Origin of the sequence: Zymomonas mobilis subsp. pomaceae ATCC 29192 (assembly GCF_000218875.1) — a bacterium.
GTDB classification, from domain to species: Bacteria; Pseudomonadota; Alphaproteobacteria; order Sphingomonadales; family Sphingomonadaceae; genus Zymomonas; species Zymomonas pomaceae.
On the sequence record NC_015709.1, the window covers coordinates 798,593 to 815,154 of the forward strand.

The 16,562-nt window shown below is 45.0% G+C and carries 17 protein-coding genes; 2 read left to right on the forward strand and 15 right to left on the reverse strand.

What is annotated here, in order from left to right; genetic code table 11:
- Positions 1-211 precede the first annotated feature (211 nt).
- The 12 genes from rpsJ to ZYMOP_RS03660 form a co-directional block, all read right to left on the reverse strand.
- Positions 212-523: a 30S ribosomal protein S10 gene (rpsJ, locus tag ZYMOP_RS03605; RefSeq protein ID WP_012817274.1), complete on the reverse strand. Its 312-nt coding sequence runs from the start codon at positions 521-523 to the stop codon at positions 212-214.
- 104 nt (positions 524-627) lie between these two features.
- Entirely contained in the window at positions 628-1,821 is a 1,194-nt protein-coding gene (tuf, locus tag ZYMOP_RS03610) for an elongation factor Tu (RefSeq protein ID WP_013934000.1), read from the reverse strand.
- Between the two features lie 106 nt (positions 1,822-1,927).
- On the reverse strand, positions 1,928-4,000 hold the full coding sequence (gene fusA / locus ZYMOP_RS03615) for an elongation factor G (RefSeq protein WP_013934001.1): 2,073 nt from the start codon (positions 3,998-4,000) through the stop codon (positions 1,928-1,930).
- A 57-nt stretch (positions 4,001-4,057) separates the two neighbouring features.
- A complete protein-coding gene (gene rpsG, locus ZYMOP_RS03620) occupies positions 4,058-4,528 on the reverse strand; it encodes a 30S ribosomal protein S7 (protein WP_013934002.1) in 471 nt (156 codons plus the stop codon).
- A 14-nt stretch (positions 4,529-4,542) separates the two neighbouring features.
- A complete protein-coding gene (gene rpsL / locus ZYMOP_RS03625) occupies positions 4,543-4,914 on the reverse strand; it encodes a 30S ribosomal protein S12 (protein ID WP_011240418.1) in 372 nt (123 codons plus the stop codon).
- A 387-nt stretch (positions 4,915-5,301) separates the two neighbouring features.
- Entirely contained in the window at positions 5,302-6,000 is a 699-nt protein-coding gene (locus ZYMOP_RS03630) for a phosphatase PAP2 family protein (protein ID WP_013934003.1), read from the reverse strand.
- A gap of 11 nt (positions 6,001-6,011) precedes the next feature.
- The gene (gene lpdA / locus ZYMOP_RS03635; RefSeq protein WP_013934004.1) at positions 6,012-7,412 is read right to left on the reverse strand and encodes a dihydrolipoyl dehydrogenase; all 1,401 of its coding nucleotides are present in this window, start codon (positions 7,410-7,412) and stop codon (positions 6,012-6,014) included.
- A 49-nt stretch (positions 7,413-7,461) separates the two neighbouring features.
- Positions 7,462-7,902 carry an acyl-CoA thioesterase gene (locus ZYMOP_RS03640; RefSeq protein ID WP_013934005.1) on the reverse strand — a complete coding sequence of 147 codons (441 nt, stop codon included), beginning with the start codon at positions 7,900-7,902 and terminating at the stop codon, positions 7,462-7,464.
- Positions 7,902-9,203: a pyruvate dehydrogenase complex dihydrolipoamide acetyltransferase gene (locus tag ZYMOP_RS03645; RefSeq protein ID WP_013934006.1), complete on the reverse strand. Its 1,302-nt coding sequence runs from the start codon at positions 9,201-9,203 to the stop codon at positions 7,902-7,904. Before ZYMOP_RS03645 ends, ZYMOP_RS03640 begins: the two co-directional genes overlap by 1 nt.
- Positions 9,204-9,550: 347 nt before the next feature.
- Positions 9,551-10,345, reverse strand: a complete 795-nt coding sequence (locus tag ZYMOP_RS03650; protein WP_252507443.1) for an RcnB family protein — start codon at positions 10,343-10,345, stop codon at positions 9,551-9,553.
- A gap of 141 nt (positions 10,346-10,486) precedes the next feature.
- Entirely contained in the window at positions 10,487-10,849 is a 363-nt protein-coding gene (locus ZYMOP_RS03655; RefSeq protein ID WP_252507444.1) for a GNAT family N-acetyltransferase, read from the reverse strand.
- Positions 10,850-10,948: 99 nt separating this feature from the next.
- A complete protein-coding gene (locus ZYMOP_RS03660; RefSeq protein ID WP_013934009.1) occupies positions 10,949-11,434 on the reverse strand; it encodes a GAF domain-containing protein in 486 nt (161 codons plus the stop codon).
- A gap of 113 nt (positions 11,435-11,547) precedes the next feature.
- Between ZYMOP_RS03660 and arfB the strand changes: the two genes are divergently transcribed.
- Entirely contained in the window at positions 11,548-11,967 is a 420-nt protein-coding gene (arfB, locus tag ZYMOP_RS03665; protein WP_013934010.1) for an alternative ribosome rescue aminoacyl-tRNA hydrolase ArfB, read from the forward strand.
- A 44-nt stretch (positions 11,968-12,011) separates the two neighbouring features.
- Here arfB and ZYMOP_RS03670 read toward each other — a convergent pair whose 3' ends face one another.
- Positions 12,012-12,704, reverse strand: a complete 693-nt coding sequence (locus ZYMOP_RS03670) for an RluA family pseudouridine synthase (RefSeq protein WP_013934011.1) — start codon at positions 12,702-12,704, stop codon at positions 12,012-12,014.
- Positions 12,705-12,825: 121 nt separating this feature from the next.
- Positions 12,826-14,025 carry a glycosyltransferase family 2 protein gene (locus ZYMOP_RS03675; protein ID WP_013934012.1) on the reverse strand — a complete coding sequence of 400 codons (1,200 nt, stop codon included), beginning with the start codon at positions 14,023-14,025 and terminating at the stop codon, positions 12,826-12,828.
- A gap of 227 nt (positions 14,026-14,252) precedes the next feature.
- Between ZYMOP_RS03675 and ZYMOP_RS03680 the strand changes: the two genes are divergently transcribed.
- Positions 14,253-15,908, forward strand: a complete 1,656-nt coding sequence (locus ZYMOP_RS03680; protein ID WP_013934013.1) for a hypothetical protein — start codon at positions 14,253-14,255, stop codon at positions 15,906-15,908.
- Here the strand turns inward: ZYMOP_RS03680 and ZYMOP_RS03685 are convergent.
- A complete protein-coding gene (locus ZYMOP_RS03685) occupies positions 15,903-16,367 on the reverse strand; it encodes a GtrA family protein (protein WP_158498493.1) in 465 nt (154 codons plus the stop codon). The genes ZYMOP_RS03680 and ZYMOP_RS03685 overlap by 6 nt on opposite strands.
- Positions 16,368-16,562 lie beyond the last annotated feature (195 nt).

Below are 16,562 nucleotides of genomic sequence, written 5' to 3' on the forward strand. Positions count from 1 at the left end.
CCCCGCCAGGGCCAGTATACTATGAAACATAGTAAATAAGGCGGGGACGCATGACACCAGTTAAAAACTGGCCGGTATCCCTGCTTGTCTGCAACGGTGAATATAGTATTTCATCATAGAAATCTACCCTTCCCTTTTAAGGAGGGGTAAAAAAATATCGTCGCGCGACAAAAAGGAAAAGCCGGCAAAAATATTGCCGGCTATCGCACTCTTAGGCTAATTTGATCTCGACTTCAACACCAGCAGCCAAATCAAGCTTCATCAAAGCATCGACGGTCTGCGGCGTTGGCTGGACGATATCCAACAAGCGCTTATAGGTGCGCACTTCGAATTGCTCGCGTGACTTCTTATCAATATGCGGGCCACGGTTAACCGTGAATTTCTCAATGCGCGTTGGCAAGGGAATCGGCCCGCGAATAAGAGCACCTGTGCGACGAGCTGTGTCAGCAATATCACCAGTAGCCTGATCTAAAACACGATGATCAAACGCCTTGAGGCGAATGCGAATATTCTGCGTATCCATATCCCTTAACCATTTCAAAGAACGAGAAGGCGCTAAGACTCCAAGCCTTTTGCGCCCTCTTAGAAAAAAAGAGCTAACCGGCATAATACCGGTTAGCTAACGAATTACTTGTTGATCGTGCTCACAACACCGGCACCAACGGTACGGCCACCTTCACGGATAGCGAAACGAAGACCCGGATCCATAGCGATCGGGGCAATCAGCTTCACACCGAGGGCGATATTGTCGCCTGGCATAACCATTTCGACGTCTTCCGGTAACGTAATTTCACCGGTAACATCCGTGGTACGGAAGTAGAACTGCGGACGATAGTTTGCGAAGAACGGCGTATGACGGCCACCTTCGTCTTTCGACAGCACGTAAACTTCAGCTTTGAATTCAGTATGCGGCGTGATGGAACCTGGTTTAGCAAGAACCTGACCACGCTCAACTTCGGTACGAGCCGTACCACGAAGCAGCGCACCAATATTATCGCCAGCCTGACCTTGATCAAGCAGCTTGCGGAACATTTCAACGCCGGTTACCGTGGTCTTTTTGGTATCACGCAGACCAACGATTTCAACTTCTTCACCGACCTTGACGATACCGGTTTCAACACGACCCGTTACAACGGTACCGCGACCAGAAATCGAGAACACATCTTCGATTGGCATCAGGAAGTTTTTGTCGAGTGGACGTTCCGGCTGTGGAATGTATTCATCAACAGCAGCCATCAGAGAAAGAATAGCTTCTTTACCGATTTCTGGGTTCTTACCTTCCAAAGCGGCGAGAGCAGACCCTTTAACGATCGGAATATCATCGCCTGGGAAGTCATAGCTGGAAAGAAGTTCGCGAATTTCTAATTCGACGAGTTCCAGAAGTTCAGGATCATCGACCTGATCAACTTTGTTCATGAATACAACGAGCGCTGGCACACCAACCTGACGAGCAAGAAGGATATGTTCGCGGGTCTGTGGCATAGGGCCATCAGCAGCGGACACAACGAGAATAGCACCATCCATTTGGGCGGCACCAGTGATCATGTTTTTCACATAGTCAGCATGGCCTGGGCAATCGACATGCGCATAATGGCGATTCGCAGTTTCATATTCAACGTGGGAAGTCGAAATGGTAATACCACGTTCGCGTTCTTCCGGTGCTTTATCAATGTTGGCATAGTCAACAAAAACATTGTCACCATTGGCTTCAGCCAGAACTTTAGTAATAGCTGCCGTCAGGGTAGTTTTACCATGATCGACGTGACCGATGGTACCGATATTGCAATGCGGCTTATTCCGCTCAAACTTAGCTTTCGCCATTAGTTACCTCTTTTTGTTACCGCTTCGTTATCACTGTTGCATTGAGCGCGCCGCGCTACTTGCGGCGCGCTCATAACGACATTTTTCGGCTTATGCCAGTATTTAATTAAGCCATCTTCGCTTTGAGTTCATCCGCAACGTTAGCTGGGACCTCATCATAATGCGAAAATTGCATAGAATACTGGGCGCGTCCTTGCGTAAAGGAACGTAGCTGGTTCACATAGCCGAACATGTTAGCCAGCGGCACCATCGCTTCAACGACCTGGGCATTACCGCGCGTGTCGGTACCCTGAATTTGGCCGCGACGCGAATTCATATCGCCGATCACATCGCCGAGATAATCTTCCGGAGTAATCACTTCAACCCGCATAACAGGTTCAAGTAATTTGATTCCTGCCTTCTGAGCCGCTTCACGCATAGCACCACGGCCAGCAATTTCAAAGGCAAGAGCAGAAGAATCGACGTCATGGTAGGCACCATCAGTCAGATGGATTTCAAAATCGATAATCGGGAAGCCGATTAAAGAACCTGTTTCTGCCGTTTCACGCATACCTTTTTCGACAGAAGGAATATATTCACGAGGAATATTACCACCCTTAATTTCGTCAAAAAATTCAATGCCTGAACCGCGCTCACCCGGAATAAGGTTAATCTTGACGCGACCGAATTGACCAGAACCACCAGATTGTTTCTTATGGGTGAAATCGATGTCGACCGGACGGGCGAGAGATTCACGATAAGCCACTTGCGGGGCACCAACGTTAGCCTCGACCTTAAATTCACGCTTCATACGATCAACAAGAATATCAAGGTGAAGTTCACCCATACCCTTAATAATCGTCTGTCCTGATTCAAAATCAGACGCAACACGGAAAGAAGGATCTTCGGCGGCCAAACGATTGAGGGCAAGCCCCATTTTTTCCTGATCGGCTTTCGTTTTCGGTTCAACAGCGACTTCGATCACTGGTTCCGGAAATTCCATCCGTTCAAGAATAATCGGTGCATTCGGCGCACAAAGGGTATCACCCGTAGTAGTTTCTTTCATGCCGACCAAAGCAACAATATCGCCAGCATAAGCTTCTTCGATATCTTCACGGCTGTTGGCATGCATAAGAAGCATACGACCGACTTTTTCGCGCTTATCCTTAACCGAATTTAAAACGGTACCCTTGGTGAGTTTACCAGAATAAATACGGGCAAAGGTTAATGAACCGACAAAAGGATCGTTCATGATCTTAAAAGCAAGCGCAGAAAAAGGTTCGTCATCGGATGGCTTGCGGCTATCCCGAGTCTCACCATCAAGCTTCACGCCTTCAACTGGCGGAATATCAAGCGGGCTTGGCAGATAGTCAACGACGGCATCCAATAAAGGCTGAACGCCTTTATTTTTGAAAGCAGAGCCACAAAGAACCGGCACAAAATCCTGTGCCAAGGTGCCTTTACGGATCAGTTTCTTCAATGTCGCGACGTCTGGTTCAGTACCTTCGAGATAAGACTCCATCACGGCTTCGTCTTGCTCAACTGCCATTTCGATCAGTTCAGCACGCGCCGCTTCAGCTTCAGCCTTATACTTATCAGGAATTTCCTGATATTCAAATTTCGCACCAAGGCTTTCTTCAAGCCAAATAATAGCACGATTTTCGACCAGATCTACCAAACCTTTAAAGTCACCTTCAAGGCCAATAGGCAAATAAAGAACCAAAGGCCGTGCACCCAGACGATCTTTGATCATCTCGACACAACGAAGAAAATTAGCACCAGTACGGTCAAGCTTATTCACGAAACACATACGTGGAACGTTGTATTTTTCAGCCTGACGCCACACTGTTTCAGATTGCGGCTCAACACCGGCAACCCCATCGAAACAGGCGACAGCACCATCTAACACACGAAGAGAACGTTCGACCTCAATAGTGAAATCGACATGTCCCGGCGTATCAATGATATTAATCCGGTGATCATTCCAAAAACAGGTAGTCGCAGCAGACGTGATCGTAATCCCGCGCTCCTGTTCCTGTTCCATCCAATCCATGGTCGCCGTGCCTTCATGGACTTCGCCGATCTTGTAAGACTTACCGGTATAGAAAAGAATACGCTCGGTTGTGGTCGTTTTACCGGCATCAATATGAGCCATAATACCGATATTACGATATTTATCGAGCGGATATTTGCGGGCCATGATCCTTAGTCTCCGTGACCGGACAAATGTTTGTCTGTCCGGTATAGGGTAAAGCCGTTACCAGCGATAATGCGAGAAAGCACGGTTGGCTTCTGCCATACGATGCGTATCTTCACGCTTCTTGACGGCATTGCCACGATTGTTAGCAGCATCTAACAACTCACCCGACAAACGGGCAGACATGCTATGTTCAGAACGCGCACGAGAAGCGGTGATTAACCAACGAATGGCTAAAGCCTGCGCACGATCTGGACGGACTTCAACCGGCACCTGATAAGTTGCACCACCAACACGGCGGCTGCGTACTTCAATACCCGGCTTTACATTTTCGAGCGCTTCATGGAAAACTTCCAAAGGTACGCGTTTAGCGCGCGCTTCGATAGCATCCAGAGCAGAATAAAGAATACTTTCAGCGACAGATTTTTTACCATCTAACATCACTGAATTCATAAATTTTGAAAGTACCACATCCCCAAATTTAGGATCAGGTAAAATCTCGCGTTTTTCCGGGCGACGACGACGTGCCATATCAGTTCAACCTCTTACTTGGGCCGTTTGGCGCCATATTTGGAACGGCTCTGCTTACGATCTTTGACACCCTGGGTATCAAGAACACCGCGCAGAACGTGGTAACGCACACCAGGAAGATCGCGAACACGACCACCACGGATAAGCACCACCGAATGCTCCTGAAGGTTATGACCTTCACCGGGAATATAGCTGATAACTTCGCGTTGATTGGTCAGACGAACCTTGGCCACTTTACGAAGAGCGGAGTTTGGCTTCTTCGGCGTCGTGGTATAAACACGCGTACAGACACCCCGCTTCTGCGGATTTGCCTCCATGGCAGGAACTTTGGAACGTTCCTTCTGTAACTGACGGCCCTTACGGACCAATTGATTAATCGTCGGCATGAAGCCCTTCACCTCAAGAGTTACTTTACCAATATACAACTACGTCTGGTAACGATCCTAATAGATCATTTTAAGACGCATTAGACTAAAACACTAAGCCCAGATGCGCGATTTTTCAGAAAAAATACAAGCGTATATTGGCAATGTTCAAGCGCACCCGTCTGACGCCAAAGATTCACCGTCGACAGGGAAGTAGACGGGCGCTATAGCGACGATAACGGCAACGGTCAATGGAAAGAGTCTTTCCATCAACAAATTTACGCCTTTTAGTAAAAGAAATTGCAACGGACAGAATCACTCTGCCTTCGCTATGCTTTCTATAAAGGCATATGATCTTTCAGGCTAGAATAATTATCAGAACAAACAAGCCTTATTTCCAATAGCTTTTTAGCGTGGATCTTGCTCATAATTATTAACGGTGGATGACAAAGGATTTTTGTCAAGAAGGGGAGATACGGTATTCCCTTTTATCGCCCATCTATCCCAGATTTGACAGCAGATAAGTAACCAAGCAAATCCTGCGGTCCAGCCTCCAAGAACATCGCTTGGCCAATGAACAGCTAAAGCAATACGAGAAAATCCGACAAACAAGGCAATAGCAATGGATAGATATATCCACCATGTTCCGCCTCCATGGCGCCTAATAAGCAAGGCGACAACCGGATAGACGATCATAGTATTGGTGCTATGCCCACTGGGAAAGCTAGCTCCTGAAACGTGATCAAGATGAAAAAAAATCAAGGGACGAGGACGATTTATCAAGCATTTTAAAAAAGAAAAAAAAGCCCATCCTCCCAACGGAGCGACTAAAACAAATATTGCCCCTGCTCGGTCTCGCAGAAAGAGCATCACAACAAAAGTAACAAGAATGCAGGCTACACGAATAGAAACATTACCCGCAAAACTGCCTAGGCGGGCAATATCAGCAAACCACTGATGGTGGGATGCAAATCCGCCAATTAGGCGCAATATTTCCAGATCAAATTTGCCTGGTGCGCTCGATGCGGTCAGCCATCCGATTAATAAACACAGAGTAGCAGAGAATATGATAGTACCGCAACGCAGGCGGCTGGGAATAAAAGACAAAATTCCTCCGCTCAATAATGAAGGGCGCGGCCATAGGCAGCTAAGACACTTTCATGCATAGCTTCCGAAAGTGTCGGATGCGGGAAAATACTTTCCATAATTTCAGCTTCAGTTGTCTCTAACGTTCTAGCAACCGTATAGCCTTGTATCATCTCTGTTACTTCAGCACCGACCATATGAGCACCCAAAAGCGCACCAGTCTCACTATCAAAAATGGTTTTTACAAAACCATCGGTTGATCCTTGCGCAATAGCTTTACCATTAGCGATGAAAGGAAAATTCCCGACTTTAATTTGGAATCCCTGTTGTCTTGCCTTTTCTTCTGTAAGACCAACGCTTGCCACCTGAGGACGGGCATAGGTACATCCCGGAATATTATGAATATCAAGAGGCCGTGCGTGTTCTATGCCCGCGATGGCTTCGGCTGCAATCACCCCTTGATGACTTGCCTTATGCGCCAAGCAAGGCGCACCTGCTACATCCCCAATAGCCCAGACATTTTTTACATTAGTACGACCAAAACCATCGGTTGCAATAAAGCCTCTTTCCAGTTTAACGCCTAGCTTTTCAAGACCAATATCCTCGACATTGGCGACTACCCCAATAGCGACGATAGCATGACTAAAGCGTTCTTGTAATGTCTGACCATCGGCACCGACAATATCTGCTGTAACACCTTCATCATCTGAAGATAATTGATGCAAAGTTGACTTCGTTAATATCCGAATACCCCGTTTTTGGAAAGCTTTAGCCACATAAGCACTGACTTCGGCATCTTCTAACGGTAAAATTTGAGGGGCATGTTCGACGATCGTAACATCGGCTCCAAAATCCGCATAAAAGCTTGCGAATTCCATCCCGATAGCTCCAGATCCAATAACCAACAACCGTTTTGGCATCATCGGCGGCTTTAAAGCATGGTGATAAGTCCAAATACGCTTACCATCCGCAGGCGCTGTTGGAAGTTGCCTTGCCCTAGCACCCGTCGCAACAATAACATCTTTCGCTTTAAGGGTATGTTCTGTGCCATCAGAGGCTTTGACAATAACCTGACGGGAATCCGTGAGACGCCCTTCCCCGCTGATAACCGTTACCTTGTTCTTCCGTAATAAAGTTTTAACGCCCGATGCTAAACGGGCCGCTACTTCTCGAGAACGAGCAATGATTTTATTGAGATCAAAATCAAGCTTAACGGATGTCAAACCATACTCTTCAGCATGAAGCATTTCTTGATAAACTTCAGCCGAACGCAACAAAGCCTTCGTTGGAATACAACCCCAGTTAAGACACACGCCACCCAGATGAACGCGCTCCACAAGCGCTACTTTTAGTTTTAGTTGAGAAGCCCGAATAGCCGCAACATAGCCTCCCGGTCCTCCACCTAAAACAACAAGATCAAAATCATCGGCCATGCCTGAGTCTTCCTAATTTATATTCTCTGGGGCTGCATTCTTTATAGGATTATTTATCCGACAAGAGGCGCGTTTCACCTATCGGCGGGACCTGACAAGGTCGACGATCTTCACCGATCGCGACAAAAGTAAATAGCCCAGAAATTGCCTTGGTAGTTTCTAATTCATGGCGCACACGCCGCCAGCCTTCGACTTCGATTTTCATCGAGGTTCGCCCGACTTTGACTAAGCGGGCATAGAGCGAGAATTCATCACCAACCTGAACCGGTGCATGAAAGGTAATCGAATCCGCGGCAACGGTAACAACGCGCGCTAAAGCATGACGGGCCGCAACCAAACCGGCGGCCTGATCCAACATGCCCATTAGCCATCCGCCAAACATTCGGCCATCAGCGTTGGTGTTGGCAGGCATTGCAATGACACGAATTTCAGGACTACCCGCAGGCGGTAATTCCACAGAATTTTCTGTTTTTGTGACTTGATTACTCATTATGCCAAAATCCCCAAGGGTTTTTCAATCAAGCGTTTAAAAGTCGACATGAAAACAGCACCATCAGCACCATCAATAACGCGATGATCAAAACTACCTGTCACCGTAGCCAGCGTAGCTATGCTAATTTCATCATCGACAACACAAGGCCGTTTTTCACCAGCCCCAATAGCTAAGATAGAAGCTTGCGGTGGATTTATAACAGCACTGAATTGTTTAATAGCAAACATACCCATATTTGAAAGGCTTGCGGTACCCCCTTGATAATCTTCAGGTTGCAAACGACCTTCACGGGCACGGGCTATCAGATCTTTCATTTCAACTGAAAGATCAGACAGTTTTTTACCATCCGCATTTTTTAAAATGGGGGTAATCAATCCCCCAGGAATAGACACTGCCACGGAAATATCGGCACGCGAAAATTGCAACATCTGATCGCCATCAAAGCCGACATTGACTTTTGGGACGGCTCTTAAAGCTAAGGCTTGTGCTTTAATCAGCATATCATTGACAGAGATTTTAATATTTTTCTCAGAAAAAACCTCATTTAATTCTGATCGCAGGGCTAAAAGTGCATCAAGTTTAACATCAACGGTTAAATAAATATGCGGAATAGTTTGTTTTGATTCTGTCAAACGGCGGGCAATAACACGTCGCATATTGGATAGTTTAACCGTCTCATGCGGTGTAGCATGCTTCAACGCCTCACCAGAAACAGTAATATTGGGCGAAGATATGGGAGAAGATTGGCGGATAAAAGCGTCAATATCAGCCTTGACGATTCGTCCATGCGGGCCGGTACCGGATATTTTTGATAAATCTACATTATTATTTTTAGCCAGACGTTTAGCTAATGGACTAGCTTTTATCCGATTAGGCGCGGGTAGATTTTCTGAATTTTGAAAAATAGGCGAATCAGCCGCTTGCTTTGCATTACTGATTGCTTTTTCAAGAGCGGCATCCATAGAAAGTGCCCCGTCTGACGCTTCTGCTTTTTCTTGGGCAGGGGATGATTCTGCAGCGGACTTTGCCGAATCTGCTACGGATTTCACATCCTCTCCCGCTTCAGCCATAACCGCAATGACCTGACCGACGGCAACATTTTCGGTGCCTTCTGGCACTAAAATTTTAGCAATAATGCCAGCATCAACGGTTTCAAATTCCATGATGGCTTTATCAGTTTCGATTTCGGCCAGAATATCGCCTGCTTTAACGGTATCTCCCTCTTTAACTAACCATTTAGCAAGCGTGCCTTCTGTCATTGTAGGCGAAAGCGCTGGCATCTTGACTTCAATCGACATCCGGACATGGTCCTTTTTCTATTCACGTCTGTTGCCTGTTAGGGCAAAAAAACCTTTATTACCCTACAGGATCAGAAAAACATCTTAAATATTACCCGACACCTATTTGAAAGAAGACAACAATACATTCTAAACAGAAAAATCAAAGAAAACAGATCAAAAATTGATCTTATCTAAGAATTTAATAATCAGATAAGTATCTTGTAGATTCTATCATAGATTTGAACACGGATTTGAAAAAACGAGGAATGACTTTTAAAATATCATTCCAATTATCAATTTCATTCTATAAATGACTCATTAAAGAATGAGGAACAATATTTTCTATTATTTATGGTCATCTTTAATTATTGAGGACTATAATTATTGTACTCTTCGCGTTCATCATAACTAACGCCACCCTGCTGTGATGGCTCAGATCTCCAACCATTCGCATCATCTTGGGTTACAGGAGACACCGCTGCGCCTTCAGGGGTCTTATATTGAGACTTGCCATACGCGCCACCTCCAACTGGTGGGGCTTGCGGGGCCTCCGGCGCATTAGGCGCCGTTTGATAGTAACCATAATTATTGCCATAATAGCCGCTATTATATCCATTGCTATCAGGATAATTCTGATACCCATTACCGCCATAGCTGCCGTCACCATAATAACCGCTATTATTGTAAGTATTATTATAAGGCCCAGGGGCATTATAACCGACGCCATTTTGACCAGCAGTCGCCAGAATATTGCCCACCATATCTACCAAAAAAATATCCTGATAATATCGAACCCATCGCTGATCTCTACCGGGCGCAGGTAAACCATAATAAGACCAGTTGGATAAATCACCACCATAGGAACGCCAATGTCGGGGCAACCGTCCTCCCATTCTCATACGAGAGGGACCACCACGGCCGCCGTCCCGATAATCCCCACCCCGATTTCGATAATCCCCGTCTCGCCCATCGCGCCCATCTCGACCCTGACGGCCTTGCCCTTGGTCGCCACCCGAGCGAGAAGGAATCAAATATGGTGAGCCATTTTCTACTGACCTTACCACAGGATCGCCTCGGTTATCCGAAGGTGAACCCCCTTGTGCATATAAAGGAAAAGCCATACCCGTCGAGATAATCGCTACCAGTATATATCGCTTCATGGTGGGAAAGTTCATTATGATACGCCCTATCTTCACGTTATCTTGCGTTACTATTTCTAGTAGATAACTATGGTGCCCTTGAATAGAAGCGTAACAGACTATTATTTTATCGTATCGTTATCATGAAATGATATGATATTTTTAAACGGACATGGCCTTTTTTATCATACGAATTTCTTCAACTTCTCTTTCAAAGAAACGTTCTCCAACCGTATGGAACCCTAACCTTTTATAAAAATTTTGGGCCGGGATGCGCGCATTAAGCCATATTTCTTCTAAATGAGGCAGTTGCATTCTTTCCAAGGCAGTTTTCAAAAGAAAGCTGCCAATTCCGTGTCCACGATATTGCGGTAAAACAGCGACACGCCTTATCCGCATTTCTTTATCGCTTATGTGATGGAAAGAGGCACAACCGATAAGCACGTCGCCGTCAAAACTTCCGAAATGAGTAGCTTTTTTATCGCCCGGTGTTACACATTCCGCTTCCGTAAGAGCAGGCCACAAAATCGATTGTCTTAAGGGTAGACAATCTTCTAGCGTAATCTCTTTAATATCGTAACTTCGATAATTTATGGGATAACTCCTTAAAATTGAAAATCAGTTTTATTCTAGATATGGCCCGATTTCTGTCATCAAACGCACACAGCCGTCCACATCGGCTTTATCAAAGCGCCCTAAGTTAGCACTTTCGAGATCTATGACAGCAATTAACTGTCCACTTTTACCCCGAACCGGAATAACCAATTCTGAAGAAGCACTGGGATCACAGGCGATATGACCGGGAAAAGTATGTACATCCCGAACGCATTGGACACGTCCAGTGGCGGCGGCCGTTCCACAAACCCCTAAGCCATAAGAGATTTTGGCACAGGCTACCTTTCCTTGGAATGGGCCTAATACCAGATAGCTTCGAACGGCGCGGTAAAAGCCGACCCAAGTAAGATCAGGTACATATTCCCAAAGCAAAGCCGTCACATTGGCCATATTGGCAATGGGATCACTTTCCCCAGAAAGTAATTCTTTCAGCGCTGTCAGCAAGTCGCTATACAGGCTTTCTTTGCTACTGGTACTGATCGAAAATGAAAACATGATGAAAGAGTAACTGTAATTCGGTTTATGCTCAATGCACCATTCTGGTGATAATAAAAAAAATATTATTTTTTTTCGAAAATCAAAAATTTTTATCAAGATTTCCAATTTTTATGGCCAAATATTTTATTTCCCCTTCTATCAGTATCGACACGGATGATATTGAAGAATCCTTCATCCGTGCTTCTGGACCGGGTGGGCAGAATGTTAACAAAGTCTCTTCTGCTGTCGAATTACGCTTTAATATGGCAACCTCCTCTTTGCCTCAGCTTGTTATTGAGCGTTTAAGGGAGATTGCAGGTTATAGAATCAACAACAAGGATGTGCTGGTCATTCAGGCACAACGTTTTCGGGATCAACCGCTCAATCGAGCCGATGCAAGAGAACGCCTTATTGAACTGATTCGTTCTGCAACTTTGGTGCCTAAAAAACGACGCCCTACCAAGGCAAGCTTTGCCAGCAAGAAGCGGCGGATAGAAAGCAAAACAAAACGCGCCTTAGTAAAGGCTGCACGCCGCCGCCCTGATTTTTGATGTATAAATTGGGCTAGAGACCCCAAGATTTTGATAAACAGCTTTTACGCTTCACTGTTTTCTCGATAATTTTTATCTTTTACCCCTAATAATTTAAAAGCCTTTGGAATAGGCGCGACAGCCGCAACGGGCTTTTTATTTTCACGAGGCACCATCAGAGAACGGGCATGTAACATCATCCGTTCACTCTTTTGACTTTTATCGGTACCATAAAAAGGATCGCCCAAAATGGGCAAGCCTAGCCCTGTCGCGGCATGTACTCGAAGCTGGTGGGTTCGTCCGGTTTCCGGTTGAAATTCAACTAAGCTATACGCGCCTATACGTGCCAACAAATGCCATCTCGTAACCGCTCTTTTTCCTTTTGGATCAGCGATAATCTGCCACCCTTTTTGAACACTGGAAATTTTGGTAAGCGGTAAGTCAATAATACCGGATTCTTTATCAGGAATGCCGCTTAAAATGGCCCAATAGCATTTTTTAACCAGACCTTGGCTAAAGGCCTCTGAAAAACGACGATGAATACGTGGATTTCGCGCCAATAATAAGCAACCGGATGTATCCCGATCCAAGCGATGCACAATCATGGGCCAGCGTTTAAAACCGAAACATAAGGAAGCAAGATAGTTTTCTACACTAAAGGAGCCATCACGCACCGATGTCACGGGTAAGCCAGCAGGTTTATCGATAACAATAGCTTCTGCATCAATAAATAAAACATGATCAGCAAGTATAGGCATATAAAAGGGGCACCCTGTGAGGACTGTTTTAGGCTAGCTTCAGAGAAAAATTTTCAGTCTTAGCCGCTACAATTTTTCGATAAAAATTATCCGGTTAATCGAATAATTGAAGTTAAAAAGATTAACTAATCTTTTTCTTCAAGCGCCGTTTTGGCTTCTTTACGCGTTCCCATATCAGTTTACTGGCCGCTCCAAAATTGAAAGCTGCCCCAATAAGCGCCCCCGCTAATCCTGCCAAAGACCAACTTGATGTCCTGTGGATTGCTAATTCAGCAACCCCGATATTAGCTAAAGCCCCGATACTACAAATTATACAAAACACCAAAAGTCCCGGAATAAAGGCCCATCCCTTTAGGCGCCTATCCCGGTAGGTCAGTTCATTGTTAACAAAGAAGTTGAAAAGCATAGCGCAACTGATGGCGGCAATCTGTGCGGGTAAAAAAGCAATGTTATAAGACTTCATCAAAAACAGAATGCTTAAATGCACACATAAACCCAAACCCCCTACGGCACTAAATAAAACAAAACGTCCGGGGATTAGCCCATGCGATACTTTTTCGATAATTTGAAATAAAAATTCTGCTATCACCTGAAGGCTAACCTTGCTTTCACCCTCGCGTCGATTCCGAAAGATATAAGAGACTTCTTCTATATGAAGGGGGGTCGCCGCAGAACTGATAATGTCCAATAGTATTTTATAGCCTTGTTGAGATAGATCATGCACGGATTGCTCAATCACATCACGTCGTAACATGAAAAAACCGCTCATCGGATCAGAGGTTTGATCGCCAATCAGCAAACGACTGACTTTTGTCGCAAAATCACTCATTTGCCGACGCTTTTGATCCCAATCTGGAATACCACCCCCATGGGCATAACGCGTCCCGACCACAAGATCAGCACCAGTAGCTATCATTTTTTTATACATGGTTTTCAGAATTTTTTCGTCATGCTGAAAATCAGCATCCATAACCGCAATAAAATCCCCATTGGCAGCTAGAGCACCTTCCACAACCGCAGAAGATAGACCTCTGCGCCCTACTCTTCTGATGCAATGTAAACGAGGTTCTTGATGGGATAATTGGAAAGCCAGTTCATAGGTTTCATCGGGGCTATCATCATCGACGACAATCATTTCCCATTCTATGCCGATAAGGGCTTGCCTGACAGCAGAGACCAAAGCCTCAATATTCCCTTTTTCATTATAGGTCGGAATGACGACTGAAAGGCGGGGGGACATAATCGTTATATCAGATTTACTTTCCGATATTTCAGAGGAGGTCTGAACAGCTATCGGTCTATTCACGGTATCATCATGCATGGGTAACTCGTCCTGATCCCGGCAGACTGCCTTAATTATGATAAAGCCAGCCTCTTAGGGGCTAAGAAGACAGCAAAAAAGAGATTTTATCTTATGGATAATAAGACCGAAATTTTTTACATATTCGGCATTTCATGGCTGTAAGGCCTCAATACACGATACAATGCCACACTAAAAGGAAGTAAATCATCTTGCACATCGGTACAGGAAAAAGGATAAGCGCGCTGATGTTTTCCTTTCTACCCGGGCCCCGTATTCTCCGATCACCTTCAAAAACTGGTTATTGGTGGCAGAATCCGTTTTATATTCAGGCACTTATCCTGTTTTCGGCAATACCGCTTTTATGGCCAGTATTACCCCCCCTTACCGATGCGCCGGGACATTTGGGTCGCTACCGCGTAGAATTGGGTATCGTGCATTCACCATGGTTACATCAATGGTATAGTTTTGACTGGCATTTAGTGGGCAATTTGGGCTTTGATCTCCTGATTATTCCGCTGGCTAATATATTCGGTTTAGAAACCGGTTTTAAAATCGGTGTTATCGGGATGGTACTGCTAACAGCTACTGGGCTGTTGGCTATCTCGAAAGTGGTTCACGGAAAAATTCCTCCCACGGCGGCTTTCGCGCTTCCTTTTATCTATAGTTTTCCCTTCCAATTCGGCTTTCTTAACTATTGTTTGTCAATGGCGCTGGCTTTTAATGCGTTTGCGCTATGGCTTTATTGGGGGAAAACTCATTATGCAGTTTTGCGGGCCATCCTGTTTATTCCAATTGGAATCATCATATGGCTTTGCCATAGTTATGGATGGGGTGTTTTAGGGTTACTGTGCTTTTCCGCTGAGCTCTCAAATAATTACGCTTCTGCCCGGCGACAACGAAAGACCTATATTCGCTCCTTTTTTCAAGCGGGCCTAGATACTTTTCTGGCCATGCTACCGCTACTGCCGCCGATATTGTTAATGATATTGTGGCGTTCCGGCCATGTCAGCGAGGGTAATGGTGACTGGTTTCGATTTGATCTGAAAATGCAGTGGCTTCTTTTTGCCTTGCGGGATCGATGGCAGTTATTTGATATTCTTTCTATTGCTATAGCCGTGCTAGTCCTTCTGATAGGACGATTTCATCTAGCACGACCGTTAGGATTAGCTTGTCTTATTCTTTCGGTTGCCTTTATTTGTCTGCCCCGCATCTTATTAAGCGCTGCTTTTGCAGATATGCGCCTTGCGCCCTATTTATTCGCCCTTGCTTTGATAGGGCTTAAAGCACCCGTTAATCGGAATTTTGCACGGATAGCCGCTATAGCGGCTCTTCTATTTTTTCTTTCCAGAATGGTAGCCACAACGATAAGTTTTTGGCTTTATGATCAGGCCTATCAGCAACAACTAACGGCGCTTAACTATATAAAACCGGGATCGCGCGTTATAGCGATGGTAGAAACGCCTTGTCTAATGTCATGGTACAGCAATCATATGAGCCATTTACCCGCTATGGCTACCGTTAGGAAAGATGCTTTTACTAATAGCGAATGGGCTATTGCCGGACAGCAGCTTTTAACAATTCACTTTCCCGAGGCAGGACATTTCACTCATGATCCCTCTCAATCACTTTACCCCCGCCGATGCCGTTTTCGTGGGTCAGCAGATTTAGATACAACAGTTCACTATTTTCCAAGAAGTGCCTTCGATTATTTCTGGCTTATAGATATTCCGCCCAATGCGTGGCCTCATGCAAAAGGCCTTATACCTGTTTGGTCAGCCCGAAATGGAATTTTATATAAGGTTGATCATCGTATTCCGTCGCCCTCTCAAACAGAATATCCTTTATCCAGCCATGATAAGGCTATCAATTTAGTTCGAATGCAGATTAAAAAAATCCTATAATTCAGAGGCGGTTAGTTCATCGGAATGCGCATGAAATACCCATTGGCGGTTTAGCCAGAAGCTCAACAAGGGTGTTACAAAAATCATGAAGGGAAGCGGTGTCCATTTTAGTTGATGCATCACATCGACTAATAACCATACCCAAAAACTATTCCCTGCGAGGCTCAACAAAGATGCCAGAAAGAAACGAGGCAGTAATTGCCAATGGCTATCCTGACAGCCATGTCCACGGAAACTAAAACGGCTATGCATAATATAGCCGGTTATCATAGCCACAAGATAGCCGATAAAATTGGCTAGTAAAGGAGACAGGTGAATCCACTTAATACCTCCATAATAAATGCCTGCATTTATTAAAGTGGTAAGTCCACCTGTTATTCCAAAACGAACAACCTGCCCTGCCAATAAATGGATATTTTCATTAAGAAGAAAATGCGTCTTTAAAAGCCGGATCATCATACCTCATTCTTTTTATCGGGTATAAGGGGTAATCGACTCCGTGCACCCTTAGCGTTTTCAGGACAGCTATTGCACTGTTCAGGAAAAGGATTAAAGCCCCATTTATAAAGTATTTTTGACCAATTTTTTTATAAATTCGGGATTGTTAGCGTTTTTCCTGATTTCTTTATTCATCTTATACCCGAAATTGATAAA